Genomic DNA, 25,338 nt, shown 5'->3' with positions numbered 1-25,338 from the left:
GGCGGCGGGGGGCCGGGGGGGGGCGGGGGCGGCGCGGCGGGGGGGGGGGGGGGCCGCGGGGGGGGGGGGGGGGGGGGGGGGGGCCCCCTGGGGGGGGGGGGGGGGGGGGGGGGGGGGGGGGGGCGGGGGGGGGGGGGGGCCCCCCCCCCCCCCCCCGCGGCACGTCCGGACCGGCGGGACCGGCGGGACCGACCGGGCCGCCGTGTTCCCGGTCGGCGGCAGACCGGTCGGCGGCGGCACGGTCGGCGGCGGCACGGTCGGCGGCCCGCGCAGGCGGTGCCCCGGACCAGCGCCTGCGCGGGCCGCCGCGTACCGCTGCCGTGCACCTCCGCTGCAGTGCCGGGCGACGGCACGGTGCCGGGCGTGCCGTACGCGCGTGGCGGCGGCCCTTCGGGCCGCCCCGGGGGACCGCCGGGTCCCGCCCCTGCCGGCGGGTGCGGATCCCCTGCCGGCAGGTCCGTCAGCAGGCGGCGGCCCCGGCCTTCGCCGGTTCCTGCCCCGCGGCGGCCCGGGCCGCGATGTTGCGCGCCATCCCGCCGAAGACCACCGCGTGGAACGGCGCGACCGACCACCAGTAGGCGTGCCCCGCCAGCCCGTGGGGGTGGAACAGCGCCCGCTGCCGGTAGCGGGAGCCCTGTTCGCCGTCGGGCTCGGACGACAGCTCCAGCCACGCCAGCCCCGGCAGCCGCATCTCGGCCCGCAGCCGCAGCAGCCGGCCCGGCTGCACCTCCTCCACCCGCCAGAAGTCCAGCGAGTCGCCGACCCGCAGCCGCTGCGGGTCGCGCCGCCCCCGGCGCAGCCCCACCCCGCCGACCAGCCGGTCCATCCACCCCCGCACCGCCCAGGCCAGCGGGAAGGAGTACCAGCCGTTCTCGCCGCCGATGCCCTCGATGACCCGCCACAGGGCCTCGGGCGGCACGTCCACCCGCAGCTCCCGCTCGTCCCGGTAGAGGCTGCCGCCGGCCCAGTCCGGGTCGGTGGGCAGCGGGTCGCTGGGGGCGCCCGGCACCGACGCGGACGACCAGCGGGTGGCGACGTCGGCCTCCCGGATCCGCTTCAGCGCGAGCTCGACCGCCCGGTCGAAGCCGACCGGGCCGCCCGGCGGGTCCGGCACGTACCGGGTGATGTCGTGCTCGGTGCAGACCACCTCGTGGCGCAGGGACTCCACCAGCGGCCGGGCGATCGAGTTCGGCACGGGCGTGACCAGGCCGACCCAGTGGCTCGACAGCCGGGGGGTGAGCACCGGCACCGGCAGGATCACCCGGCTGCGCAGATGCGCGGCTGCCGCGTACCGCTGCATCATCTCCCGGTACGTCAGCACCTCCGGGCCGCCGATGTCGAAGGTGCGGTTCACCTCCGGCGGCAGCGTCGCGGCGCCCACCAGCAGGCGCAGCACGTCGCGCACCGCGATCGGCTGGATGCGGGTGTTCACCCAGCTCGGGGTGACCATGACGGGGAGCCGCTCGGTGAGGTACCGCAGCATCTCGAAGGAGGCGGAGCCCGAGCCCAGGATCACCGCGGCGCGCAGCACGGCGGTGGGCACGCCGGAGTCGAGCAGGATCCGGCCCACCTCGGCGCGGGAGCGCAGGTGCGGGGAGAGCTCCTCCTCGGGGACCCCGGACGGGGCGAGGCCGCCGAGGTAGACGATCCGCCGCACCCCGGCCTCGCGGGCCGCGTCGGCGAAGGCCCGGGCGGCTCGGCGGTCGGTCTCCTCGAAGGAGCTGCCGGTGCCCAGGGCGTGCACGAGGTAGTAGGCGACGTCCATGCCCTCCAGGGCGGAGCGCAGCGACTCCGGGTCGGTGACGTCGCCCCTGACGGCCTCCGCCCGGCCGGCCCAGGGCTGGTCGCGGAGCTTGGAGGGGGTGCGGGCCAGGCAGCGCACCCGGTGGCCGGCGGAGAGCAGTTCGGGCACCAGGCGGCCGCCGATGTAGCCGGTGGCGCCGGTGACCAGGCAGTTCAGCTGCGGGCTGTGGTCCATGGAGGGCTGCTACCCCGGCGGCGGCCCCGACGATCCCGGCCTCCCCCTTCCGTGCCGCACCCCGCCGTACCGCGCCCCGTCGCGTCGCACCCCGCCGCACCCCGCCGTACCGCGCCGCACCGCGCCGCACCGCGCCGCCCGCGGACCGGTGCCGGCGACGGCCGGCACCGGTCCGCGCGCGGTGGCCGGCGCCCCGGGGGACGCTCAGGCCGGGTGGAGCTCGATCACGGTGATGTCCGGCGGCGCGCCGACCCGGACCGGCGGACCCCACGCGCCTGCCCCCCGCGAGACGTACAGCTGGGTGTCCGGGCGGCCGCCGCCGCCCGGCATGCGGGCGAGGCCCGCGACGACGGGCTGCTGGAGCCGCACCGCAAGGTTGAAGGGGGCGAGCTGCCCGCCGTGGGTGTGGCCGGAGAGCTGGAGGTCCACGCCGTGCCGCACGGCCTCGTGCACCTGCACCGGCTGGTGGGCCAGCAGGACCACCGCCCGGGAGGGGTCGCGGTCGCGCAGTGCGGCGTCGAAGTCCGGTCCGTCGTGGTGGGAGGCGCCGGTGACGTCGTTGACGCCCGCGAGGTCGAAGGCGGCAGCGCCGCGGGCGATCTCCAGGTGCTCGTTGCGGAGGGTCCGGACCCCGAAGCCGGCCAGTTCCTCGATCCAGGCGTCCGCACCGGAGAGGTAGTCGTGGTTGCCGGTGACGAAGAAGGCGCCGTGCCGGGGCGTCAGCCGCGCCAGGGGCTCGGCGGCCGGGCCCAGCTCGGCGGCGGAGCCGTCGGCCAGGTCGCCCACCACGGCCACCACGTCGGGCGAGGTGGCGTTGACCAGGCGGACGATCCGCTCGGTGTGGGAGCGGCCGAGGATCGGGCCGAGGTGGATGTCGCTCGCCATGGTGATGCGGAAGCCCGCCAGCCGCGGATCCAGGCGCTTCAGGCCGATGCGGACCACCTTCACGTCGGGTGCGCCCAGCCCCCGGTACAGCCCGTGGCCGACCGTGGCGGCGGCCGCCGCACCGGCGGCGAGCGCGGCGCCGCGGGCGATCAGCAGGCGGCGGCCCATGGGTGCGGGGGCCGGGGCCTCCCGGGTGCCCGGCCCGTCCCCGGAGGCCCGGGGGCCCGCGACGTCCGCCGGCGGGGCACCCCCGGCCGCGCCGCCCGCCACGGCCGGCCCGGCCGACGGACCGCCCGCCACGGCCGGTACCGGCACCCGCTCCTCCTGCGGGTCGGCGGCCGCGGGCCGGGAGCGGCCGGCCGTCCTCATCAGGACCAGGCGGGGCAGCTCGAGGACGGCCAGGGCCAGCACCAGGTAGAAGAGCAGCGCCATCCACAGGAAGCCGGGCCAGGCCAGCCAGGCGGAGCGCAGCGGCCCGAGCAGGCGGGTGCCGGCGAGCGTGGCCGGGACCAGGAGGGTCAGCGCCGCCGCCGCGACCGCGCCGGCGCGCCGCAGCGGGCGTGAGGCGGTCACGTCGCGCACCAGGCGCCGCCACAGGTACACGTGGGCGGCGCCGAGCACCGCCACCACGACCAGGAGGAGCAGGAGGAGCAGGACGACCGACCCGGCCACGGGGCCCCCTTCGGATACGGCCGAGCCCCGGTCTGCACGGTGCAGACCGGGGCTCGATGACGCTGTGGAGCCTAGGGGAGTCGAACCCCTGACATCCGCCATGCAAAGACGGCGCTCTACCAACTGAGCTAAGGCCCCTCGGCGGTCCCGCAGGATCCGCCGCGCACCAGGGTACCCGGTCCGCGGCCCAAACTTGAGCAGGTGTCCGGCGCGGTCTCCCGGAGCGGCGGACGGGCCGCACCGGAGGTGTCCCGGGCGGGCGTTGTTTCACGTGAAACAGCGGCCTCGGGGACGACGCGGACCCGCCCCGCGCGGAGACGGCAAGACCCCGGCCGCAGGGGCCGGGGTCGTCCGGTGTCTGTGGGGGTGCCGCTTCTCAGCGGGCGCCCGCGCCGGCCGGGACCGGGTCGGTGGCCTCGGTCCACAGGTCCTGCTCGGCGCGGTCCGCCTGGACCTGGCGGTACACGAAGTAACCGCCGACTGCGGCCAGGGCGATCAGGAGGAGCTTCTTCACCGCGCGACCTCGTCCTTCTTAGCGTGTGGGGCTCCGCCGGGCCGACCCGGCCGTCCATGGGTCCGGCCGGTCCTGCGGGGTCCGCGTGTGTGCGAGTGCGTAAACGGGCGGCCGTGGTGGCAACCGCCGTGCGGCCGATGATACACACCCGTGTCCTGGCGGCCCCCGACCGCCGACCCGCCGTCAGCAGCACGCGTCAGCCGCCGCCGTCACGCTCGCGGGCCTTCCTCCGCCGACGGCGCGGGCGGACGGCGTCCCACCCCTCCAGGGCGGCGGTCACCGCCATGGCCAGGAGGATCGCGGCCGACGCGACCCTCACGAAACCGTGTCCCACCACCACGCGGCGGCCGAACCAGACGACGCCCGACAGCAGCATGAACACCCTGCCGAGCCGGCGCAGCGCACTGAGCACCCGGACCCCCGTCCGTGTCGCGGCAGCGGCCGGGCGGCCGCGCCGGCCGCACATGCCGAAGGACCCCGGGAAACCTCCCGGGGTCCTTCACGCGGTGGGGCTAACAGGACTTGAACCTGTGGCCTCTTCCTTATCAGGGAAGCGCTCTAACCGTCTGAGCTATAGCCCCGCGCTGCACTGAAAGATTAGCGGATCGAGGGCCGAACGCCCAAATCCGTATCCCCGCGTGCCGCACGACCCCACCATCGCAAAGTGCCGCCCTCCCCCTCCGGCCCGCCACGGCCCCCGACGCGGCCCCCGACGCACCGCGGGCCCGGACCGGCGGGTGCCGGTCCGGGCCCGCGGCGGGGGCCGGGCAGGAGGTCACTCCTCCTCGGCGAGGGTGAGCTCCACACCGCCGGTGAAGTCGGCGACGGTGTTGTAGATGAAGGCGCCCAGCGTGGCGAGGGCCGTCAGCAGGACCACGTCCACGACCGCGATGATCGTGCTGAACATGAAGGTCTTGCCGAAGCTCAGGAACGACTGCAGGTCGAAGCCCTGGCTGCTGTCGGAGCCGGTCACGTCCTTGAGGGTGCCGCCGACGGAGTCGAAGACGCCGATGCCGTCGAGCACCATCCAGAGCACGCACGACGCGACGATGGTGACGACGCCCAGGGCGATGGAGAGCAGGAAGCTGACCTTCATCACCGACCAGGGGTCCACCTTGGTCACCCGCAGCCGGGCCTTGCGGGTGCGGGCCGAGCCCGGGCCCGCGGCCGCGGCGGACCGGCGGGGGGCGGCCGTCCCGCCGGTGTGGGTGCCCCGGGGCGGGGTGCGCTGCCCCTTGGTGTACGTGGTGGGCTGCGAGTAGCCCGTCGGGGCGTTCCCCGCCGCCGGGGCGGACGCCGCCGCGGCGCCGCCGGAGGGGGGCGTCTGCGGGGGCTGGGGAGGATAGCCGTAGCCGCCGGCGGCGCCCTGTCCCGGCGCGGGGGCAGGGCCGCCCGGCCGGGCGTCGGCCACCGGGGGCATCAGCGAGGTCGAGGCCGCCGGCTGCTCACCGGACGGACGGCGCGCTCCGCCGGGCGCCTGGTGTCCGCCCTGGCTCCCGGCCTGTGCGGACCCCTTGCGGCCCCCGGCGGCTCCGCCGCCCGCAGCGCCCGTGGCTCCACTCACCCTGGTCCTCCCGCAGTTCCCTCCAGGCCGGCTGTCTCCGCCCTGGTCGGTCCAGATGGTCCCACCGCCGGGCGGGGCGCCCGACGGCTGTCAGCCGACCGGCCGGACGGCGTCCGCGGCGGGTGCCGCGGTGCCGTCCGGCCGTGCCGGCTGGGAGGCGAGGTTCAGGACGGGTCGGTGGTGCCGTCCGCCGTCGTCTCGTCTCCGCTGCTGTCTCCCCCGTTGTCGACTGCCCCGTTTCCGGTCCCGTCAGCCTCCGGCGTGACGCCGTCGGCCGGAACGGTGCCGTCCGCGGTCTCGTCCTGGTCCTCCTCCTCGGCCTCCGCGTTGCGGGCGATGCCCACGACGGCGTCGCGCTTTCCGAGGTTGATCAGTTGGACGCCCATGGTGTCACGTCCGGTTTCACGGACGCCCGAGACCCGTGTGCGGATCACTCCGCCCGACAGCGTGATGGCGAGGATCTCGTCGGTCTCCTCGACCACCAGCGCGCCGACCAGCGTGCCGCGGTCCTCGACGGTCTTGGCCGCCTTGATGCCGAGACCGCCGCGGCCCTGGACGCGGTACTCGTCCACGCGGGTCCGCTTGGCGTAGCCGCCGTCCGTGGCCGTGAACACGAAGGTACCGGGGCGGACGACGTTCAGCGACAGGAGTTCGTCCCCGTCGCGGAAGGACATGCCCTTGACGCCCGAGGTGGCGCGGCTCATCGGCCGCAGCGCCTCGTCCGTCGCGGTGAACCGGATGGCCTGCGCCTTCCTGCTGACCAGCAGCAGGTCGTCGTCGGCCGACACCAGCTCGGCGCCGATCAGCTCGTCGTCGCGGCCGGCCTCGTCGGTGCGGAGGTTGATCGCGATCAGGCCGCCGGAGCGGGGCGAGTCGTAGTCCTTCAGCGGGGTCTTCTTCACCAGGCCCTCACGGGTGGCGAGGACGAGGTAGGGGGCCGCCTCGTAGGTGCGGACCGCCATCACCTGGGCGATGTGCTCGTCCGGCTGGAAGGCCAGCAGGTTCGCCACGTGCTGGCCGCGGGCGTCGCGGCCGGCGTCGGGGAGCTCGTAGCCCTTGGCCCGGTAGACCCGGCCCTTGTTGGTGAAGAAGAGGATCCAGTTGTGGGTCGTCGTCACGAAGAAGTGGTCGACGATGTCGTCCTGCTTGAGCTGGGCGCCGCGCACGCCCTTGCCGCCGCGCTTCTGCGAGCGGTACAGGTCGGTGCGGGTGCGCTTGACGTAGCCGCCGCGGGTGATGGTGACGACGATGTCCTCCTCGGCGATGAGGTCCTCGATGGACATGTCACCGTCGAAGGGGATCAGCTGGCTGCGCCGGTCGTCGCCGTACTTCTCGACGATCGCGGCGAGCTCGGCGGAGACGATGCCGCGCTGCCGGACCGGGGAGGCCAGGATCTCGTTGTACTCGCCGATGCGGGCCATCAGCTCGTCGTACTCGGCCGTGATCCGCTGGTGCTCCAGCGCGGCGAGGCGGCGCAGCTGCATCTCCAGGATGGCGTTCGCCTGGATCTCGTCGATCTCCAGCAGCCGCATGAGGGCGCTGCGGGACTCCTCCACCGTGTTGGAGCGGCGGATGGTGGCGATGACCTCGTCGATCGCGTCCAGGGCCTTGAGCAGGCCGCGCAGGATGTGGGCGCGCTCCTCGGCCTTGCGGAGCCGGAAGCGGGTGCGCCGGACGATCACGTCGATCTGGTGGTTCACCCAGTGGCGGATGAAGCCGTCCAGCGACAGGGTCCGCGGCACGCCGTCGACCAGCGCCAGCATGTTGGCGCCGAAGTTGGTCTGCAGGTCGGTGTGCTTGTACAGGTTGTTGAGGACGACCTTGGCGACCGCGTCCCGCTTGAGGACGACGACCAGCCGCTGGCCGGTCCGCGAGGAGGACTCGTCGCGGACGTCGGCGATGCCGGCGACCCTGCCGTCCTTCACCAGGTCGGCGATCTTCAGCGCGAGGTTGTCGGGGTTCACCTGGTACGGCAGCTCGGTGATCACCAGGCACTGGCGGCCCTGGATCTCCTCGACCTCGACCACCGCGCGCATGGTGATCGAGCCGCGGCCGGTCCGGTAGGCGTCCTCGATGCCGCGGCGGCCCACGATCAGGGCGCCGGTGGGGAAGTCCGGGGCCTTGATCCGCTGGATCAGGGCCTCCAGCAGCTCCTCGTTGGAGGCCTCGGGGTTCTCCAGGTACCACTGGACGCCGGAGGCGACCTCGCGCAGGTTGTGCGGCGGGATGTTGGTGGCCATGCCCACCGCGATGCCGGTGGCGCCGTTGACCAGCAGGTTGGGGATGCGCGACGGGAGGGCGGTCGGCTCCTGGGAGCGGCCGTCGTAGTTGGGCGTGAAATCGACGGTGTCCTCGTCGATGTCGCGCATCATCTCCATCGCCAGCGGCGCCATCCGGCACTCGGTGTACCGCATGGCGGCGGCCGGGTCGTTGCCCGGGGAGCCGAAGTTGCCGTTGCCGTCGACCAGCGGCATCCGCATCGACCACGGCTGGGCGAGGCGCACCAGGGTGTCGTAGATCGAGGAGTCGCCGTGGGGGTGGTAGTTGCCCATGACGTCGCCGACGACGCGGGCGCACTTGTAGTAGCCCTTCTCGGGCCGGTAGCCGCCGTCGTACATCGCGTAGAGCACGCGGCGGTGCACCGGCTTGAGGCCGTCGCGGACCTCGGGCAGCGCCCGGCTCACGATGACGCTCATCGCGTAGTCGAGGTAGGAGCGCTGCATCTCCGTCTCGAGCTCGACCGGCTCGATGCGCAGGGCGCCGCCGACGAACTGGTCGGGTGAGGGCATCGTCTCGGAGGTGTCCGGCTGCTCGCCGTCGGGGCGGTTGTCGTCGACCACTGCTGGTCAGTTTCCTTTCGCGCGCTGCTGTCCTGGGGGTCCGACCGGGGTGGGGGGTCAGACGTCCAGGAAGCGGACGTCCTTGGCGTTGCGCTGGATGAAGGAGCGGCGGGCCTCGACGTCCTCGCCCATCAGGACCGAGAACAGGTCGTCGGCGCGGGCGGCGTCCTCCAGGGTGACCTGCAGCAGCACCCGGTGCTCCGCGTCCATGGTGGTGACGCGCAGCTCCTCGGCGTTCATCTCGCCGAGGCCCTTGAAGCGCTGGATGGCGTCGTCCTTGGGCAGTCGGCGGCCGGCCTCGGCGCCCGCCCGGATGACGGCGTCCTTCTCGCGGTCCGAGTAGACGTAGTCGAAGTCGTCCTTGCCCCACTTGATCTTGTAGAGCGGGGGCTGCGCCAGGTAGACGTGGCCCGCCTCGACCAGCGGCCGCATGAAGCGGAAGAGCAGGGTGAGGAGCAGGGTCCGGATGTGCTGGCCGTCGACGTCGGCGTCGGCCATCAGCACGATCTTGTGGTACCGGAGCTTCTCGATGTCGAAGTCCTCGTGGATGCCGCAGCCGAAGGCCGAGATCAGCGCCTGGACCTCGGTGTTCTGCAGCACCTTGTCGATCCGGGCCTTCTCCACGTTGAGGATCTTGCCGCGGATCGGGAGGATCGCCTGGACCCGCGGGTCACGGCCCGACTTGGCCGAGCCGCCGGCGGAGTCGCCCTCGACGATGAAGATCTCGCACTCGGACGGGTCCTTGCTCTGGCAGTCCGAGAGCTTGCCCGGCAGCGAGGCGCTCTCCAGCAGGCCCTTGCGGCGGGTCAGGTCGCGCGCCTTGCGGGCCGCCACCCGGGCGGTGGCCGCCTGGATGGACTTGCGGATGATGTCCGAGGCCTCGGCCGGGTTGCGGTCCAGCCAGTCGTTGAGGTGCTCGTGCACGACCTTCTGCACGAAGGTCTTCGCCTCCGTGTTGCCCAGCTTGGTCTTGGTCTGGCCCTCGAACTGCGGCTCGCCCAGCTTCACCGAGATGATCGCGGTGAGGCCCTCGCGGATGTCCTCGCCGGTGAGGTTGTCGTCCTTCTCGCGGAGCAGCTTCTTGTCGCGCGCGTAGCGGTTGACCAGGCCGGTCAGCGCCGCGCGGAAGCCCTCCTCGTGGGTGCCGCCCTCGTGGGTGTGGATGGTGTTGGCGAAGGAGTAGACGCCCTCGGTGTAGGAGCTGTTCCACTGCATCGCGATCTCGACCGAGATCATCCGGTCCTTGTCCTCGGCCTCGAAGTCGATGACCGTGGGGTGGACCAGCTCGCCCTTGCGGGAGTTGAGGTACCGGACGAAGTCGGAGATGCCGCCCTCGTAGTGGTACCGGACCGAGAGCTGCCGCCCCTCCTCGTCGACGTGCTCGGGGCGCTCGTCGGTGAGGGAGATGGTCAGGCCCTTGTTGAGGAAGGCCATCTCCTGGAAGCGCCGCGACAGCGTCTCGAAGGAGTACTCGGTGGTCTCGAAGATGTCCGGGTCGGCCCAGAAGGTGACCGAGGTGCCGGTCTCCCCGGTCTCCTCGTTCTTCGCCAGCGGGGCGGTCGGGGCGCCCAGCTTGTAGTCCTGCGTCCAGCGGTGGCCGTCCCGGCGGACCTCGACGGCGACGCGGCTGGAGAGGGCGTTGACGACCGAGACGCCGACGCCGTGCAGGCCGCCGGAGACGGCGTAGCCGCCGCCGCCGAACTTGCCGCCGGCGTGCAGCACGGTGAGGACGACCTCGACGGCCGGCTTGCCCGTGGACTTCTCGACGTCGACCGGGATGCCGCGGCCGTTGTCGATGACGCGCACCGCGCCGTCGCGCATGATCGTCACGTCGATGGTGTCGGCGTAGCCGGCGAGGGCCTCGTCGACGGAGTTGTCGACGACCTCGTAGACGAGGTGGTGCAGGCCGCGCTCGCCGGTGGAGCCGATGTACATGCCGGGGCGCTTGCGGACGGCTTCGAGCCCTTCGAGGACCGTGATCGCGCTGGCGTCGTACGACGTTCCGTTGCCGGGGGTGGTGTCGGAGGTCTCAGAGGACTGGTGGGGGTTGCCGGAATCGGCCACGAAGCGCCCTTTCTGGCACAGCGCGGGCCGCATCCCCACCCGGCGGGCAGGCGTCGACGCGGCCACGGCGTTCGTCTCAGAACCGCAAGCGGCGGTGTATTGGCTCCAGTCTACCGGTACCACCGACAGAGACGGGCTTTTGCCAGCCCCTGAGCGCGGATGTGCCGCTCTGAATCCCCTCCGCACATGTCCCGATACTCGGACGGGGGGCCAACTGCGCTCAAAAGGGCACTCAGCGGCTCCGGCGGGGCGGCCGTCCCGGCGCCCGGGCCCCCTCAGCCCCAGGTGTCCCCCGGACCCTTGCTCCCGGGTGCGCGCAGCCTGCCGTACCGGCGGGGCGGACCCGCCGGACCCTGCACCTTGATCCGCTTCACCGTGCCGTGCCCCAGCTCCCCGTTGAGCCGGGCGAGCAGCTGCGCCGCGAGCAGCCGCAGCTGGGTGGCCCACGCCGTGGAGTCGCAGCGGACCACCAGCTCGCGGGCGTCGTCGTCGAAGTGCTCGGGCGCGCAGTGGGCGGCGATCTCCGGCCCCACGATCTGCGGCCAGCGGCCCATCACGCCGCCGACCGCCGTCGGCGTCTCCCAGCCCCGCTCGGTGATCAGCTGCCGCATCGCCGCGCCCAGCGGCACCGGGTCGCGGCCGTCGGCGCGGGCGCCGCTGCGCAGTCCGCCGCGGCGGGACTCCTTCTTCTGCCGCACCTGCTCGCCGCGCTCGCGGGCCTGCTCCTTGGCGGCGCGCAGGGCGACCCGGGCCAGGTCCACACCCGAGAGAGCCGAAGCGGACGGGGCGGGGGCGGGGCCAAAGGAGGCCGGGCCGGAGGAGGAGCCGGGCGGGGTGCCGCCGGCGGGCCGGGGCGGCACGGAGGGCCGCCCGGCGGGTGCGTCGCCTGCGTCGCGGGGGTGCGCGTCGGTCACGGGAGCGGTCTCCTTCCCCGGCCTGCCGCGCGGTTCCCGGGTGCGGCCCCGGGGCCGGGCACAGGCGGTCGAGCGTTCCAGACTAGGCGCCCGGACCGGGCCGCAGCGGCTCCGTCACCCACCGGTGACGCGGCGCACGTCGCCGTCAGCCACCGCAAAGCGGGCCCCCGCCAGGGCGCGCGGCACGTCCTCCCCCACCGCCGCCGTCACCAGCACCTGCTCACCGGGGGCGACCAGCTCCGCCAGCCGGTCGCGGCGCCGGCTGTCGAGCTCGGCGAAGACGTCGTCCAGCACCAGCACGGGCTCCCCGCCGTCGGCGCGCAGCAGCTCGTACGAGGCCAGCCGCAGCGCGAGGGCGTACGACCAGGACTCGCCGTGGCTCGCGTAGCCCTTGGCGGGCAGCGGACCCAGCTTCAGCAGCAGGTCGTCCCGGTGCGGGCCGACCAGGGTGACCCCCCGCTCGACCTCCTGGCGGCGCGAGGCGGCCAGTGCGGCCCCCAGCGCCTCGTACGCCTCCTCGCGGGAGGCCGGGACCGGGCCCTCCACCGAGCTGCGGTACTCCAGCGCGGTGGGCCCGCCGCCCGGGGCGAGCTGCTCGTACGCCTTCTCCACCAGCGGCTGGAGCGCCGCCACGAGCTGGAGCCGGAACGCGGTCAGCTCGGCGCCCGCGCGGGCCAGGTGCCCGTCCCAGACGTCTAGGGTGGACAGGTCCGCGCGGCCGCCGCCCGCCCGGCGGGCCATGGCGGCGGTCCGCAGCAGGGCGTTGCGCTGCTTGAGCACCCGCTCGTAGTCCTGCCGGACGCCTGCCAGCCGGGGGGTGCGGGCGGTCAGCAGCTCGTCGAGGAAGCGGCGCCGCTCCCCCGGGTCGCCCTTGACCAGGGCGAGGTCCTCCGGAGCGAACAGCACGGTGCGGAGCAGCCCCAGCACGTCGCGCGGCCGGACGTTGGACGAGCGGTTGATCCGGGCCCGGTTGGCCCTCCCCGGGTTGATCTCCAGCTCGATGAGGGTCGACCGGCCGTCCTGGACGACGCTGCCCCGCACCACGGCCCGCTCGGCGCCGAGCCGGACCAGCGGGGCGTCCGCGGCCACCCGGTGGCTGCCCAGGGTCGCGAGGTAGCCCACGGCCTCGACCAGGTTGGTCTTGCCCTGGCCGTTGGGGCCCACGAAGGCCGTCACGCCCGGGTCGAGGGACACCTCGGCCCGGGCGTAGGAGCGGAAGTCGGCGAGCGACAGGTGCGCGACGTGCATGGTGTGCGGTGCGCGCGGGGGTCTGCGCCCGCGCTGGCTTCCTCTCCGGTGGGTGCGGACGGGTCAGGAGACGGCCGGCGGCTCGACGTCGGCGCCCGGGGCGTCCGCGCCCTTGTGGTCGCTGACGGCGGTGACGGCGTGGCCGCCGAACTGGTTGCGCAGCGCGGCGATCATCTTCATCTGCGGCGAGTCGTCCTGGCGGGACGAGAAGCGGGCGAAGAGGGAGGCGGTGATGGCGGGCAGCGGCACCGCGTGGTCGATGGCGGCCTCAACGGTCCAGCGGCCCTCGCCGGAGTCCTCGGCGTAGCCCCGCAGGCCCTCCAGGTGCTCGTCCTCGTCCATGGCGCGGACGGCCAGGTCGAGCAGCCAGGAGCGGATGACCGTGCCCTCCTTCCAGGAGCGGAAGATCTCGTGCACGTTGGTGGTGACCTCGGCGGCCTCCAGGAGCTCCCAGCCCTCGGCGTAGGCCTGCATCAGGGCGTACTCGATGCCGTTGTGGACCATCTTGGCGAAGTGGCCCGCGCCGACCTTGCCCGCGTGCACGAAGCCGTACTCGCCGGCCGGCTTGAGGGCGTCGAAGACCGGCTGGACGCGCGCGACGTGCTCGGCCTCGCCGCCGACCATGAGGGCGTAGCCGTTCTCCAGGCCCCAGACGCCGCCGGAGACGCCCGCGTCGACGAAGCCGATGCCCTTGGCGGCGAGCGCCTCGGCGTGGGCGATGTCGTCGGTCCACCGGGAGTTGCCGCCGTCGACGACGACGTCGCCGGGCGAGAGCACCTCGGCGAGCTGGTCGACGGTCTGCTGGGTCGGCTCGCCCGCCGGGACCATGACCCAGACGACGCGGGGGCCCTGGAGCTTGTCCACCAGCTCCTGGAGGCTGTGGACGTCGGCGAGGTCGGGGTTGCGGTCGTACCCGACGACGGTGTGGCCCGCGCGGCGGATGCGCTCGCGCATGTTCCCGCCCATCTTGCCGAGACCGATGAGACCGAGCTCCATGACAAGTCCTTACGTGTGTCGACGTGCCTGACGACGGCCCCGTTGCCGCACCTCAGAGCCTACGCCGGGGGAGGTCCGGCTCCCCCGCGGGCAGGGGCCGTCGGGGAAACGCCTGCCCTGCGGGACGGCATTCCAGGCCGACGGCCCGGTCGTCCCCAGGCTGTGGACCCGCGGGCCGCCGAGGCGCGGCCCGCGGGTGTGCGGCGGCGGGTCAGCCCGAGAGCCGCACCGGCATGATCAGGTACTTGTAGGCCTCGTCCGCCTCGGCGTCGACCGACGGCCGGCCGCTGAGCAGCGCCGGCTTGGTCGAGGTCGTGAAGCTCAGCTGCGCCACGGGGGAGTCGATCGCCGACAGGCCCTCCAGCAGGTACGCCGGGTTGAAGGCGATGGAGATGTCGTCGCCCTCCAGGTCCGCGTCGATCCGCTCGGTGGCCTGGGCGTCGTCGCCGGAGCCCGCCTCCAGGGTGAGCACGCCCTGCTCGAAGCCCAGCCGGACGGGGGTGTTGCGCTCCGCAACCAGGGAGACGCGCTTCACGGCCTCCACGAACGGCGCCGTGACGATCGTGGCGACCGCGCTGAACTCGGTCGGGAAGAGGCTGCGGAACTTCGGGAACTCGCCCTCCAGCAGCCGCGTGGTGGTGCGGCGCCCGGCGCCCTCGAAGCCGATCAGGCCCTCGCCGCCGCCCTCCTTGCCGGAGGCCAGCGCGATGGAGACCACGTCGCCGCTGCCGAGCGACCTGGCGGTGTCCAGGAGCGTCTTGGCGGGCACCAGGGCGACCGCCGACAGGCCCGGCTGCTCCGGCTTCCACAGCAGCTCGCGCACGGCGAAGCGGTAGCGGTCGGTGGCGGCCAGGGTGATCCGGTCGTCCTCGATCTCGACCCGGACGCCGGTCAGCACCGGGAGGGTGTCGTCGCGGCCCGCCGCGACGGCGACCTGGGAGACGGCGGCGGCGAAGACCTCGCCGGAGACCGTGCCGGTGGCGGTGGGCATCTGCGGCAGCGCCGGGTACTCGTCCACAGGGAGGGTGGGGAGTGTGAACCGGGAGGACCCGCAGACCACGCTGACCCGCACGCCGTCGGTGGAGATCTCCACAGGCCTGTTGGGAAGTGCGCGGGAGATGTCGGCGAGCAGTCGGCCGGAGACCAGGACGGTGCCGGCCTCCTCGACATCGGCCTCCGCCTCGACCCGCGCCGAGACCTCGTAGTCGAAGCCGGACAGGCTCAGCCTGTTCTCCTCGGCCGTCAGCAGCAGGCCCGCGAGGACGGGCACCGGCGGCCGCGCCGGGAGGCTGCGCGCAGCCCAGGCCACCGCCTCCGCCAGGACGTCACGCTCCACCCGGAACTTCACCGGTCACCGCCTCCTGTGTCCCTGCTCTGTTCTCCGCGGACCGGCCGTCCCCACCCCTGGGGGCTTCCTGGGGACCGGGCTCGCTCCTGCTGCCGGAGAACAGTCTGACGCACTCCGCCGACACCTGGGGCAGACGGGCCGGAGGAGGGGTGAACGGATGTCGCACGGCCGTCGTCCACAGATCGGCGCCCCGCCCCCTGTTAGAGGAAAGTCGGGGAGATCTATAGGTGGTGGTAGTAGTAGGGGCTGTGGATTAGGTGGAAAACCCTGTCAGGGCAGCTCAGGGCCCCTTTTTTGTCCACTGGTCCTGTGGGCGGCGCGGTGGACGAACAGGCCGTTTCTGTGGACGGGGCCGGTTTCCCCACAGCGCTTCCACAGCGGTCCCCAGGTTCTCCCCAGCGTCGCCCACAGGTTTTACCCAGGTTACCCACCGGCTACACCTCCCCCATGATGTGACCGCTTTCACACGCACCGGTGAAAGGCCCTCCCGGCTTGCCGAACTGTGGACGTCGCTGTGGAGAACCTGGGGACAAACCGGCTGGTCCTGGGGACGGGCGGTGGACAACCTCGGCGAGGTGTTGACGGCCCGCCAGTCGTCCACAGCCTGTGGACAATGGTTCCCCACAAGCCCACAGGCGGGTGAGCTGGGGGGATGAGCCTACTGGGAGCCAGGGTGTGGAGGAGATCGGGACAACCGGGGGCTCCCCAGGGTGTGGACGGCCGACGGCACCGCCTCCTGTGGAATTCCCGGCCGCCGACCGGAAACGTTCGAATGGACGGGCGTCCGTACGAAAGCGGATTGCTCCGCCGAACGGCGGAGGGGCGACGGGAGAACTCTCCCGTCGCCCCTCCGCGGGCCTCTGTCGGCCCCGATCCCGGCGCATCCGTTTTCCGGCGCATCCGTTTTCCGGTGCGCCTGGTTCCGGCCGCGGCCCGGCCGCGCTGTCGTCGGACCGCGGTGCGGCCGGGCCGCGCTGTCGTCGGGCCGCAGCTGCGGCCCCCTGGGGCCGCCGGCCCCGGTCCGGTCAGCTCTTGATGCGGTTGGTCAGCTCGGTGACCTGGTTGTAGATCGACCGCCGCTCCGCCATCAGGGACCGGATCTTCCGGTCGGCGTGCATCACGGTCGTGTGGTCGCGGCCGCCGAACTGGGCACCGATCTTGGGCAGCGACAGGTCGGTGAGCTCCCGGCACAGGTACATGGCGATCTGCCGTGCCGTGACCAGCACCCGGCTGCGGGACGAGCCGCAGAGGTCCTCGACGCCGAGCCCGAAGTAGGCGGCGGTCTGCTCCATGATGGTCTTCGCCGTGATCTCCGGGCCGGCCTCCTCACCGCCCGGGATGAGGTCCTTCAGCACGATGCCGGTGAGCTCCAGGTCCACCGGCGCCCGGTTGAGGCTCGCGAACGCCGTGACCCGGATCAGCGCGCCCTCCAGCTCGCGGATGTTCCGCGAGATGCGGGAGGCGATGAACTCCAGCACCTCCGGCGGGGCGTTCAGCTGCTCCTGGATCGCCTTCTTCCGCAGGATCGCGATCCGGGTCTCCAGCTCGGGCGGCTGGACGTCCGTGATCAGGCCCCACTCGAAGCGGTTGCGCAGCCGGTCCTCCAGCGTGACCAGCTGCTTCGGCGGTCGGTCCGAGGAGAGCACGATCTGCTTGTTGGCGTTGTGCAGGGTGTTGAAGGTGTGGAAGAACTCCTCCTGCGTCGACTCCTTGCTCGCCAGGAACTGGATGTCGTCGACCAGCAGGATGTCCATGTCGCGGTAGCGCTTGCGGAAGGCGTCCGCCTTGCCGTCGCGGATGGAGTTGATGAACTCGTTGGTGAACTCCTCCGAGCTCACGTACCGCACGCGGGTGCCCGGGTACAGGCTCCGCGAGTAGTGGCCGATGGCGTGCAGCAGGTGGGTCTTGCCGAGGCCGGACTCCCCGTAGATGAAGAGCGGGTTGTACGCCTTGGCTGGCGCCTCGGCCACCGCGACGGCGGCTGCGTGCGCGAACCGGTTGCTGGCACCGATGACGAAGGTGTCGAAGAGGTACTTGGGGTTCAGCCGGGCGGCGGGCTCGTCCTTGCGGGGGCCGCCGGCGCCCTGGCCGGCGAGGGGGCCGCCCGGCAGGGGCGCCCCGGGCACGTGTGCGCCGGGCACGTGTGCCCCGGGTACATGTGCCCCGGGTACATGTGCCCCGGCCGCGGGCGGGGCCGCCGCGGGCGTCCCCGACGGCCGCACGGCCGGGAGGGGTCCCGTCCCGGGGCCGCCGTCGGACTGCCGCTCCGGCTGGTGCCGGCCGTCGCCCTCGGGGCCGGCCGGGCCCCGCCCGCCGGGGTGCTGGCCCTCGCCGTACTCGCCGCCCAGCAGGTGCCCGCCCAGCAGGTCCCCCTGGCCGCCGCGGGTGTCCCGGGCGTCGCGGCCGCCGCGGGACGGCTCGGGGGGGAGCTGGCGGAAGGCGTCGCCGGACCCGGCGGGACGCTCGGAGAGCGGGGGCCACTCGCCCCGCTCGTGGCCGCCGACGCGGTCGCCGCGGTCGGCCCGGTCCGTCCGGTGGTCGTCGTCGTAGCCGCGGCGGTCCTGGGGGTAGGGGGAGCCGCCGTACCCGCCGCCGGGGGCCCAGCCTCCCTGGTCGGCCCACCCGGGCCGCTGGTCGTACGGGGCGGGCCGCTGGTCGTAGCCGCCGTCGTAGCGGAGCTGCTCGTAGCCGACGCGCGGACCGCCGGGGGGCCAGCCCGTCCAGCCGCCGTCCTGCGGCTGGCGGGTGTGGGGCGGCCAGCCCGTGCCCTCGCCCGCGGGGCGGTAGTCGCGGTCGGCGTCGTCCCGGTACTCCTGCCGCGGGGGCTCGGACCGGGGCGGCTCGGACCGGGGCGGCTCGGACCTGACCGGCTCGGACCGGGGCGGTTCGGGGCGCGCCTGCTCGGGCTCGGCGGTGGCCGGCGCGGCGAGGGGGGCCGGGGGCACCGCGTTGGCGTCCACCATGACGGCGATCCGCACGGGCCGGCCGAACTCGCTGCCCAGGATCTCGCTCAGCAGCGGCAGCAGCCGGCCCTCCAGGACCTGCTTGGCGCGCTCGTTCGGCGCGGCCAGCAGGGCCGTGTCGTGCATCATCCACATCGGCTGGGTGCGCCGCAGCCACATCTTGTCGCTGTCCCCGACCCCCGCGTCGCCGTCCAGCCGCTCGACGACCTTCGCCCAGGCAGGAGCGAGATCGCTGTTGACATCAGCCACTGGTGCACGCTTTCTCGTCCCACCTCTGGGGTGGTCTTGGTCGGGGCCCGGTGCCCCGGGCCGCCGCCCCGGGGCCTGTCCTCCGCTGGTTGCGGGAGGCGCTCGGGGACACGGGCCGGCGGGATGCGGGAGTCACGGGGAGATCTGGGTTGACTGGGGGACCTGGGGAACCTGGGAAACCTGGGAAACCTGGGAAACCTGGGAAACGCAGACAGATCCTGCAACGGTAATCAGCGGCGCCGCCTCGGTTCAAGTCGTTGTCCACAGGCTGTGCACAGCGGGGCGCGGCGGCGCGAGGTGTCCGGGGGTGTCCCGGACGGCGCGCCCTCACCCGGTTTGACCCGCGGTCCCCGCTCCGCGTACCGTAACCAGGTCGAGTTGTCGATGGCCGCTGCCGCATGCCCGCGGGTCACCCGTACGTACCAGGTGCAGCAGCGCAGACGCCGTGAAACGCCTTGTTCCCCAGGTTCTTGCGAGGGGGATCGCGCGGACGCACGGTGACGGCCAGGCGACGCCCCGCCACCCTACGATTGATCCCTGGAGTCCCCGAGTGAGCAAGCGCACCTTCCAGCCGAACAACCGCCGCCGCGCGAAGACCCACGGCTTCCGGCTGCGGATGCGCACCCGCGCCGGCCGCGCCATCCTGGCCACCCGCCGCAGCAAGGGCCGCGCGCGCCTGTCCGCCTGATCCGGCTTCCAGGGTCATGTTGTGCTGCCCACCGAGAACCGGCTGAGGCGGCGCCAGGACTTCGCGATCGCGGTGAAACGCGGACGCCGTGCCGGCAGGCCCCTGCTCGTCGTCCACCTCGCACGGGGTGGCACGGAGGGGCGGACGGCCGGCGGCCGCGACGACTTCGGCCCGCACGCGTCGGGGGAGACTGCTCCCCCGACGCGTGCGGGTTTCGTCGTGAGCAAGGCCGTCGGTCCGGCGGTCGTGCGGAACCTCGTGAAGCGTCGCCTGCGTCACCTCGTCCGGGAGCGTCTGACCCTGCTGCCCGCAGGTAGCCTGATAGTGGTACGCGCGCTGCCCCCTGCGGGGACGGCGGACCACGCGGACCTGGAACGCGACCTGGACGCAGCCCTGCGGCGGCTGCTCAGGACGGAGACGACCGCTATCGGGCCGACGGGAGCAGGGCGATGAAGTACCTGCTGATGGGGCTGATCCGGGTCTACCAGTGGACCATCAGCCCGCTGCTCGGCCCCGTCTGCCGGTACTACCCCTCCTGCTCCCGCTACGGCTACGAAGCGATCCGGGTGCACGGAGCGGTGAAGGGGACCGCCCTCACCGCCTGGCGCATCCTGCGCTGCAACCCGTGGTCCCCGGGAGGTGTGGACCACGTCCCGCCGCGCCGGCGGCCCGTGTGGCACCGGATCCTGCGCGACCGCCTCGCGGGCCGGGACCCCCAGTGCCCGGCCGCCCCCCAGACCTCCGGCCCGGTCGACAACCCGGCGCCCACGCCAAATGCCCAAGGAGCCTGATTCGTGGACGCGATCCTGAGTCCTCTCTACACGGCGGTGTCCTGGATCATCGTCCAGTTCCACTCGCTGTACAGCCATCTCTTCGGGCCGGACACGGGATGGGCGTGGGGTCTCTCCATCGTTTCGCTCGTGATCGTCATCCGGATCTGCCTGATCCCGCTCTTCGTGAAGCAGATCAAGGCGACCCGGGCCATGCAGGCGATCCAGCCGAAGATGAAGGCCATCCAGGAGCGCTACAAGAACGACCGGCAGCGCCAGTCCGAAGAGATGATGAAGCTCTACAAGGAGGCGGGCACCAACCCCTTCTCGAGCTGCCTCCCCATCCTGGTGCAGTCGCCGTTCTTCATCTCGCTCTACCAGGTCCTCAACCACATCGCCAAGAACCAGCCGGTCGGTGTGATCGACCAGACCCTTCTGGCCAGCGCCCAGAAGGCCCACGTCTTCGGTGCCCCGCTCTCCGTGAAGTTCACCGACTCCGCGGAGAAGGTCGCGCAGCTCGGCGCATCCCTCACCGACGTCCGCGTCGTGACCATCACGATGATCATCCTGATGTCGCTGTCGCAGTTCGTCACCCAGCGCCAGCTGATGACCAAGAACGTCGACCTCACGGTGAAGACGCCGTTCATGCAGCAGCAGAAGATGCTGATGTACGTCTTCCCGGTGATGTTCGCGGTCTTCGGCATCAACTTCCCCGTCGGTGTCCTCGTCTACTGGCTGACCACCAACGTCTGGACCATGGGCCAGCAGCTCTTCGTGATCCGCCGCAACCCGACCCCCGGCAGCAAGGCCTGGACGGAGCGCCAGGACCGCCTGAAGAAGGCCGGCAGGCTGAACGCCGACGGCACCCCGGCCAAGAGCGGCCTCACCTCCCTGGTCAAGGGCGGCAAGGCGGAGCCGGTCCAGCCCGAGGCCCCGGCCGCCCCGGTCGTCCGCCAGCAGCCCAAGCGTCAGACCAAGGCGCAGCGCCAGCAGGCCGCCCCGACGGGCCGTACCTCCGAGGACACCGCCGGCGCCGGGACCGCCGACGCGGCGCAGGGCGCCCCGGCCAAGGCCGCACCGGGCGGCGGCAAGCGTCCCGGCCAGCCGGGCAGGCGGACGCCGCAGCCGGCCGGCCAGCGGCCGAAGAAGAAGTCCTGACCGCTACCCCCTGATCTTCGTCCCCCTCTTCTCCGAAGGAGTCACTCCGTGACGGAAGGCACCACCACCTCCGCCGCCGCGGACGCCCCCGCGCCCGCTTCCCCGTCCAAGAACGACCTGATCGCCCGGCTGGAGCAGGAGGGCGAGATCGCGGCGGACTACCTCGAGGGCCTGCTGGACATCGCCGACCTCGACGGTGACATCGACATGGACGTCGAGGGCGAGCGCGCCTCGGTCTCCATCGTGGGTGAGGGCTCCGGTGCCCAGCGCAGCCTGCAGCGGCTCGTCGGCCAGGGCGGCGAGGTGCTCGAAGCGCTCCAGGAGCTGACCCGGCTGGCCGTCCACCGGGAGACCGGCGAGCGCAGCCGGCTGATGCTCGACATCGCCGGGTACCGGGCGCGTCGGCGGACCGAGCTGGCGGAGATCGGGAGCAAGGCGGCCCTCCAGGCCAAGGAGACGGGCGAGCCGGTGAGGCTCTCCGCCATGACCCCCTTCGAGCGCAAGGTGGTGCACGACGCGGTGGCGGCGGCCGGCCTGCGCAGCGAGTCGGAGGGCGAGGAGCCGCAGCGGCGCGTCGTCGTGCTGCCGGCCTGAGGCGGCTGCCCGGGACCGCCGTGGAAGGCGCGCCGACGGCCCCGTCCGCCTTGTGCGGGCGGGGCCGTCGTGCCGTGGGACCGCGGGCGCCGGCGCGGTGCGGGCGGCGTTCCACGTGGAACGCGTGCGGTGGGCAGGAGTCCTCGCAGGCCGTTCCTCCGTCCGCCCGGTGGCGGGCCCGTCCGCCGGACGGGCGCAGGGCCGGAGGAGGCGGCGCGCCGGTGGGCGCAGCGGGTGGCGCAATGGGTGGACAGAGTGAGTCGGTGGGCCCGGTGAGTCGGCGGGTCCGGTGAGGGAAGAGGCTGGGATGGAGACAGGGACGCCTGCCGCAGGGGACGGGGAGGGTCTGCCCGAGGCCCCGCCGGCTGTGAGGAAGGTCTTCGGGGACCGTTTCGACGCGGCGGTGCGGTACGCCGGCCTGCTCGCGACGGCGGGGGTCCAGCGCGGCCTGATCGGCCCCCGCGAGGTGCCCCGGCTGTGGGAGCGGCACGTGCTCAACTGCGCGGTGCTGGCGGAGGTGCTTCCCGAGGAGGGCTCGCTCTGCGACGTCGGTTCCGGCGCCGGACTGCCGGGCATCCCGGTGGCGCTGGCCCGGCCGGACCTCTCCGTGACCCTGCTGGAGCCGCTGCTGCGCCGTACCACCTTCCTGGAGGAGGCGGTCCGCGAGCTGGGCCTGGCCAATGTCACGGTGGTGCGCGGCCGGGCCGAGGAGATGATCGGCAGGCTCTCGGTGGACGTGGTGACTGCGCGCGCGGTGGCCCCGCTGGACCGGCTGGCGGGCTGGGGCCTTCCGCTGCTGCGTCCGTACGGGGAGATGCTCGCGCTGAAGGGCGACACGGCCGAGCAGGAGCTGGCCGAGGCGCGTGCCGCGCTGACCCGGCTCGGCGCGGTGGAGTGGTCGGTCGTGCAGGCCGGGGCGGGGACGGTGGAGACGCCGACCCACGTGGTCCGCGTCCGGGTCGGCGAGAGCCCGGGAGGCGTGCGTGCCGCGACCCGGCGGGCCAGGGCCGCCCGGGCCGGGCGGGGCGCCTCCGCCGGACGGGGCTCCACGGGCGGCCGGAGCGGGGGCGGGAAGCGGCGCCGCTGAGGGCGCGGGGCGACGGACAGGGCGGTGGCCGCAGGTGCGGCTGCCGCCCTTTGCCGTACGGTCCGGAGTGTCGCGCCCTCAAATATGCGACAAAACGGGCATGGTGTTTCACGTGAAACGTCGTTCCCTGCTTCCAGGAATCCTGAGCCGCAACAGGGCTGCGGCCCCCGCTGCCGCCCCTCCGGGTGAAGATCCGGCTGCGGAGAGGGCGGAACACCCGCATCCCGCCCCCGGGCGCCCGCTGCTGCGCGATGATGCGTCGAGGACCAGCGTGTCCGAGACCTCAGCTTCCGACCGGCCCGGAGAGGGGAGCCCACCCTTGCCGTCCGACGTCCAGGGCGCTCAGCCTGTGACCGACCCCGTGGATTCAGCCGCCGCAGCCGCGCTGTGGGCGGGCCGTCGCCCGGATCCGCTTCCGGGCCCCCGCATCGAGAGCCGCCCCGCCTCCCCCGTGCGCCACCCCGGGGCGGACCCGTCCCCCGGACGCAGTCGCCTTGTTTCACGTGAAACACTGGCGCCCATGCAGGACTCCGAGACTCCCGTGCCGATGGATGCCGGACCCGTCGTCGACACCCCGATCGGGCGGGCCGCGCAGCTCGCCGTGGAGACGCTGGGCCGGACCGGGGAAGGGCTGCCGCGGCCGGCGCAGACCAGGGTCATCGTGGTCGCCAACCAGAAGGGCGGCGTCGGCAAGACGACGACCACGGTCAACCTGGCCGCCTCGCTGGCCTTCCACGGCAATCGGGTGCTGGTCGTCGATCTCGACCCGCAGGGCAACGCCTCCACGGCGCTCGGCATCGACCACCACGCCGAGGTCCCCTCGATCTACGACGTGCTGGTGGAGGGCAAGCCGCTGGCCGACGTGGTGCAGCCGGTGGTCGAGGTGGAAGGGCTCTTCTGCGTCCCGGCCACCATCGACCTGGCGGGCGCCGAGATCGAGCTGGTCTCGCTGGTCGCCCGGGAGAGCAGGCTCCAGCGCGCCATCGAGGCGTACGAGCAGCCGCTCGACTACGTGCTCATCGACTGCCCGCCCTCGCTGGGCCTGCTGACGGTGAACGCCCTGGTGGCCGGCCGTGAGGTGCTGATCCCCATCCAGTGCGAGTACTACGCCCTGGAGGGCCTCGGCCAGCTCCTGCGCAACGTCGAGCTGGTGCGGGCGCACCTCAACCCCCACCTGCACGTCTCCACCATCCTGCTGACCATGTACGACGCACGGACCCGGCTGGCCGCCCAGGTCGCCGAGGAGGTCCGCAGCCACTTCAGCAAGGAGGTGCTGCGCACCGCGATCCCCCGCTCGGTACGGATCTCGGAGGCGCCCAGCTACGGTCAGACGGTCCTGACCTATGATCCGGGCTCCAGCGGGGCGCTGTCCTACCTGGAGGCGGCGAGGGAGCTGGCGCTCCGCGCCGCCGCGCCGGCCGGACCGGCAGAACCGCAGGGCCAGGAGTACGGTTCCGGCGTGCAGGCCGGGCCGGCGCACGAGCAGAGCACGATGGAGGGCAACCGGTGAGTGGTCGCAGGGGTCTGGGCCGAGGGCTCGGAGCACTGATCCCGCCAGCGGCGGGCGGGGCCGACACGGAGCGGCCGCCCGCACAGCCGGAGGCCCCGGCCCCGGCCGCGGCCGGGGCGGTCGGGCACCCCCTGCCGAACGGCCGGACCCTGATCTCCCCCGGGGCCGCGTCGCCCACCGCGGTCCCCGTGTTCCCGGCCGGCCGCGGCACGGTGGCGGCGAAGGCCGCCGCCGAGGCGGCCCGCGGCACGGAGCCGGCGGGCGGCGGTCCCGCCGCACCGGCCGTACCCGCCGCAGGCGCCCCCGCTGCCGCTCCCGGGCCGGCCTCCGCGCTGGCCCCGGTGTCCGGGGCCCGGTTCGCCGAGCTCCCCCTGGACGCGATCACCCCCAACCCCCGTCAGCCCCGAGAGGTCTTCGACGAGGAGAAGCTGCAGGAGCTGGTCACCTCCATCAGGGAGGTGGGCCTGCTGCAGCCGGTGGTGGTCCGGCAGACCGGTCCCGACCGGTACGAGCTCATCATGGGTGAGCGCCGCTGGCGTGCCTCCCGCGAGGCCGGACTGGAGCGCATCCCCGCCATCGTGCGGGCCACCGAGGACGAGAAGCTGCTCCTGGACGCCCTGCTGGAGAACCTCCACCGCGCCGAGCTCAACGCGCTGGAGGAGGCGGCCGCCTACGACCAGCTGCTCAAGGACTTCGGTTGCACCCACGAGCAGCTCGCCGACCGCATCGGCCGCTCCCGTCCCCAGGTCTCCAACACGCTGCGCCTCCTGAAGGCGTCCCCCGTCGTCCAGCGGAAGCTGGCGGCGGGTGTCATCTCGGCCGGGCACGCCCGGGCGCTGATGCAGCTCGACGACCTGGAGGAGCAGGAGAAGCTGGCGTCCCGGATCAATGCCGAGGGGCTGTCGGTGCGCACCGTCGAGGAGATGGTCCGCACGATGGGGCAGCGCACCCGGCGGAGCAGCCCCCGCCCCGGCGGCCGCATCTCCCCTGCCTTCGGCGAGCTGGCGACCCGCCTCTCGGACCGCTTCGAGACGCGGGTGAAGGTCGAGGTCGGCCAGCGCAACGGGAAGATCGGCAAGGGGAAGATCGTGGTGGAGTTCGCCTCGATGGAGGATCTGAACCGGATCCTCGACAGCCTGGCGCCGGGCGAGGGGTCGCTCCGGGGCGAGGAGCAGGGCGCTTCCGCCGAGTAGCCGCCGCAGGGCGGTGGCGGTGACGTCGGTCTGATGGTCCGACCGGTCGGGGCCGGTCCGGTGCACGTGTTTCACGTGGAACCGGGCCGGCCTCTCCGTTGCC

The 25,338-nt window shown here is 73.6% G+C and carries 20 protein-coding genes and 2 tRNA genes; 8 read left to right on the top strand and 14 right to left on the bottom strand.

The features are described from left to right. Positions 1-460: 460 nt before the first annotated feature. The 14 genes from ACFY07_RS09810 to dnaA form a co-directional block, all read right to left on the bottom strand. Positions 461-1,978, bottom strand: a complete 1,518-nt coding sequence (locus tag ACFY07_RS09810; protein WP_390868176.1) for an SDR family oxidoreductase — start codon at positions 1,976-1,978, stop codon at positions 461-463. A 204-nt stretch (positions 1,979-2,182) separates the two neighbouring features. Then, positions 2,183-3,535, bottom strand: a complete 1,353-nt coding sequence (locus ACFY07_RS09805; protein ID WP_390868175.1) for a metallophosphoesterase — start codon at positions 3,533-3,535, stop codon at positions 2,183-2,185. A 65-nt stretch (positions 3,536-3,600) separates the two neighbouring features. Then, positions 3,601-3,673 (bottom strand) — tRNA-Ala (locus ACFY07_RS09800). Between the two features lie 238 nt (positions 3,674-3,911). Then, positions 3,912-4,049, bottom strand: a complete 138-nt coding sequence (locus ACFY07_RS09795) for a DLW-39 family protein (protein WP_175607691.1) — start codon at positions 4,047-4,049, stop codon at positions 3,912-3,914. 196 nt (positions 4,050-4,245) lie between these two features. Beyond that, positions 4,246-4,461, bottom strand: coding sequence for a hypothetical protein (locus ACFY07_RS09790; protein WP_390868174.1), 216 nt, complete (start codon positions 4,459-4,461; stop codon positions 4,246-4,248). Positions 4,462-4,556: 95 nt separating this feature from the next. Beyond that, a tRNA-Ile gene (locus ACFY07_RS09785) sits at positions 4,557-4,630 on the bottom strand. Between the two features lie 194 nt (positions 4,631-4,824). Beyond that, positions 4,825-5,613, bottom strand: a complete 789-nt coding sequence (locus ACFY07_RS09780; RefSeq protein WP_390868173.1) for a DUF3566 domain-containing protein — start codon at positions 5,611-5,613, stop codon at positions 4,825-4,827. A gap of 164 nt (positions 5,614-5,777) precedes the next feature. Next, positions 5,778-8,402, bottom strand: coding sequence for a DNA gyrase subunit A (gene gyrA, locus ACFY07_RS09775; RefSeq protein ID WP_304944780.1), 2,625 nt, complete (start codon positions 8,400-8,402; stop codon positions 5,778-5,780). A 108-nt stretch (positions 8,403-8,510) separates the two neighbouring features. Continuing rightward, positions 8,511-10,550: a DNA topoisomerase (ATP-hydrolyzing) subunit B gene (gene gyrB / locus ACFY07_RS09770; protein ID WP_390868303.1), complete on the bottom strand. Its 2,040-nt coding sequence runs from the start codon at positions 10,548-10,550 to the stop codon at positions 8,511-8,513. Between the two features lie 242 nt (positions 10,551-10,792). Continuing rightward, positions 10,793-11,278, bottom strand: coding sequence for a DUF721 domain-containing protein (locus ACFY07_RS09765; protein WP_230649468.1), 486 nt, complete (start codon positions 11,276-11,278; stop codon positions 10,793-10,795). A gap of 267 nt (positions 11,279-11,545) precedes the next feature. Continuing rightward, positions 11,546-12,679 (bottom strand): DNA replication/repair protein RecF, encoded by a 1,134-nt coding sequence (recF, locus tag ACFY07_RS09760; RefSeq protein ID WP_230649147.1) that lies wholly within the window; start codon positions 12,677-12,679, stop codon positions 11,546-11,548. A gap of 63 nt (positions 12,680-12,742) precedes the next feature. Further along, the gene (gene gnd, locus ACFY07_RS09755) at positions 12,743-13,675 is read right to left on the bottom strand and encodes a phosphogluconate dehydrogenase (NAD(+)-dependent, decarboxylating) (protein ID WP_390868172.1); all 933 of its coding nucleotides are present in this window, start codon (positions 13,673-13,675) and stop codon (positions 12,743-12,745) included. 211 nt (positions 13,676-13,886) lie between these two features. Beyond that, the gene (dnaN, locus tag ACFY07_RS09750; RefSeq protein ID WP_230649145.1) at positions 13,887-15,023 is read right to left on the bottom strand and encodes a DNA polymerase III subunit beta; all 1,137 of its coding nucleotides are present in this window, start codon (positions 15,021-15,023) and stop codon (positions 13,887-13,889) included. A gap of 1,025 nt (positions 15,024-16,048) precedes the next feature. Then, positions 16,049-18,235, bottom strand: a complete 2,187-nt coding sequence (gene dnaA, locus ACFY07_RS09745; protein ID WP_390868171.1) for a chromosomal replication initiator protein DnaA — start codon at positions 18,233-18,235, stop codon at positions 16,049-16,051. A 550-nt stretch (positions 18,236-18,785) separates the two neighbouring features. Between dnaA and rpmH the strand changes: the two genes are divergently transcribed. The 8 genes from rpmH (at position 18,786) to ACFY07_RS09705 (ending at position 25,235) form a co-directional block, all read left to right on the top strand. Next, positions 18,786-18,923: a 50S ribosomal protein L34 gene (rpmH, locus tag ACFY07_RS09740; RefSeq protein WP_003975051.1), complete on the top strand. Its 138-nt coding sequence runs from the start codon at positions 18,786-18,788 to the stop codon at positions 18,921-18,923. Positions 18,924-18,944: 21 nt separating this feature from the next. Beyond that, positions 18,945-19,376, top strand: coding sequence for a ribonuclease P protein component (gene rnpA, locus ACFY07_RS09735; protein WP_230649144.1), 432 nt, complete (start codon positions 18,945-18,947; stop codon positions 19,374-19,376). Continuing rightward, positions 19,373-19,714: a membrane protein insertion efficiency factor YidD gene (yidD, locus tag ACFY07_RS09730; protein ID WP_230649143.1), complete on the top strand. Its 342-nt coding sequence runs from the start codon at positions 19,373-19,375 to the stop codon at positions 19,712-19,714. Before rnpA ends, yidD begins: the two co-directional genes overlap by 4 nt. 3 nt (positions 19,715-19,717) lie before the next feature. After that, positions 19,718-20,851 carry a membrane protein insertase YidC gene (gene yidC / locus ACFY07_RS09725; protein WP_390868170.1) on the top strand — a complete coding sequence of 378 codons (1,134 nt, stop codon included), beginning with the start codon at positions 19,718-19,720 and terminating at the stop codon, positions 20,849-20,851. 48 nt (positions 20,852-20,899) lie between these two features. Beyond that, positions 20,900-21,445: a protein jag gene (locus ACFY07_RS09720; RefSeq protein WP_390868169.1), complete on the top strand. Its 546-nt coding sequence runs from the start codon at positions 20,900-20,902 to the stop codon at positions 21,443-21,445. A gap of 307 nt (positions 21,446-21,752) precedes the next feature. Further along, complete coding sequence (gene rsmG / locus ACFY07_RS09715) at positions 21,753-22,532, top strand: 16S rRNA (guanine(527)-N(7))-methyltransferase RsmG (RefSeq protein ID WP_390868168.1); 780 nt, start codon at positions 21,753-21,755, stop codon at positions 22,530-22,532. 547 nt (positions 22,533-23,079) lie between these two features. After that, the gene (locus ACFY07_RS09710; RefSeq protein ID WP_374228106.1) at positions 23,080-24,042 is read left to right on the top strand and encodes a ParA family protein; all 963 of its coding nucleotides are present in this window, start codon (positions 23,080-23,082) and stop codon (positions 24,040-24,042) included. Then, entirely contained in the window at positions 24,039-25,235 is a 1,197-nt protein-coding gene (locus ACFY07_RS09705; protein WP_390868167.1) for a ParB/RepB/Spo0J family partition protein, read from the top strand. The genes ACFY07_RS09710 and ACFY07_RS09705 overlap by 4 nt, the downstream gene beginning before the upstream one ends. Positions 25,236-25,338 lie beyond the last annotated feature (103 nt).

The organism is Streptomyces sp. NPDC001380 (genome assembly GCF_042895785.1).
In the GTDB taxonomy this organism is placed as follows: domain Bacteria; phylum Actinomycetota; class Actinomycetes; order Streptomycetales; family Streptomycetaceae; genus Peterkaempfera.
This window is presented reverse-complemented; position numbering and strand designations above follow the sequence as displayed.

Coding starts and splice junctions, on each gene's coding strand:
- recF (WP_230649147.1), bottom strand. CDS start 12,679: ATGCACGTCGCGCACCTGTCGCTCGCCGACTTCCGCTCCTACGCCCGG.
- gyrB (WP_390868303.1), bottom strand. CDS start 10,550: ATGCGGCCCGCGCTGTGCCAGAAAGGGCGCTTCGTGGCCGATTCCGGC.
- rsmG (WP_390868168.1), top strand. CDS start 21,753: ATGGAGACAGGGACGCCTGCCGCAGGGGACGGGGAGGGTCTGCCCGAG.
- yidD (WP_230649143.1), top strand. CDS start 19,373: ATGAAGTACCTGCTGATGGGGCTGATCCGGGTCTACCAGTGGACCATC.
- gyrA (WP_304944780.1), bottom strand. CDS start 8,402: ATGCCCTCACCCGACCAGTTCGTCGGCGGCGCCCTGCGCATCGAGCCG.
- gnd (WP_390868172.1), bottom strand. CDS start 13,675: ATGGAGCTCGGTCTCATCGGTCTCGGCAAGATGGGCGGGAACATGCGC.
- ACFY07_RS09710 (WP_374228106.1), top strand. CDS start 23,080: ATGGATGCCGGACCCGTCGTCGACACCCCGATCGGGCGGGCCGCGCAG.
- ACFY07_RS09810 (WP_390868176.1), bottom strand. CDS start 1,978: ATGGACCACAGCCCGCAGCTGAACTGCCTGGTCACCGGCGCCACCGGC.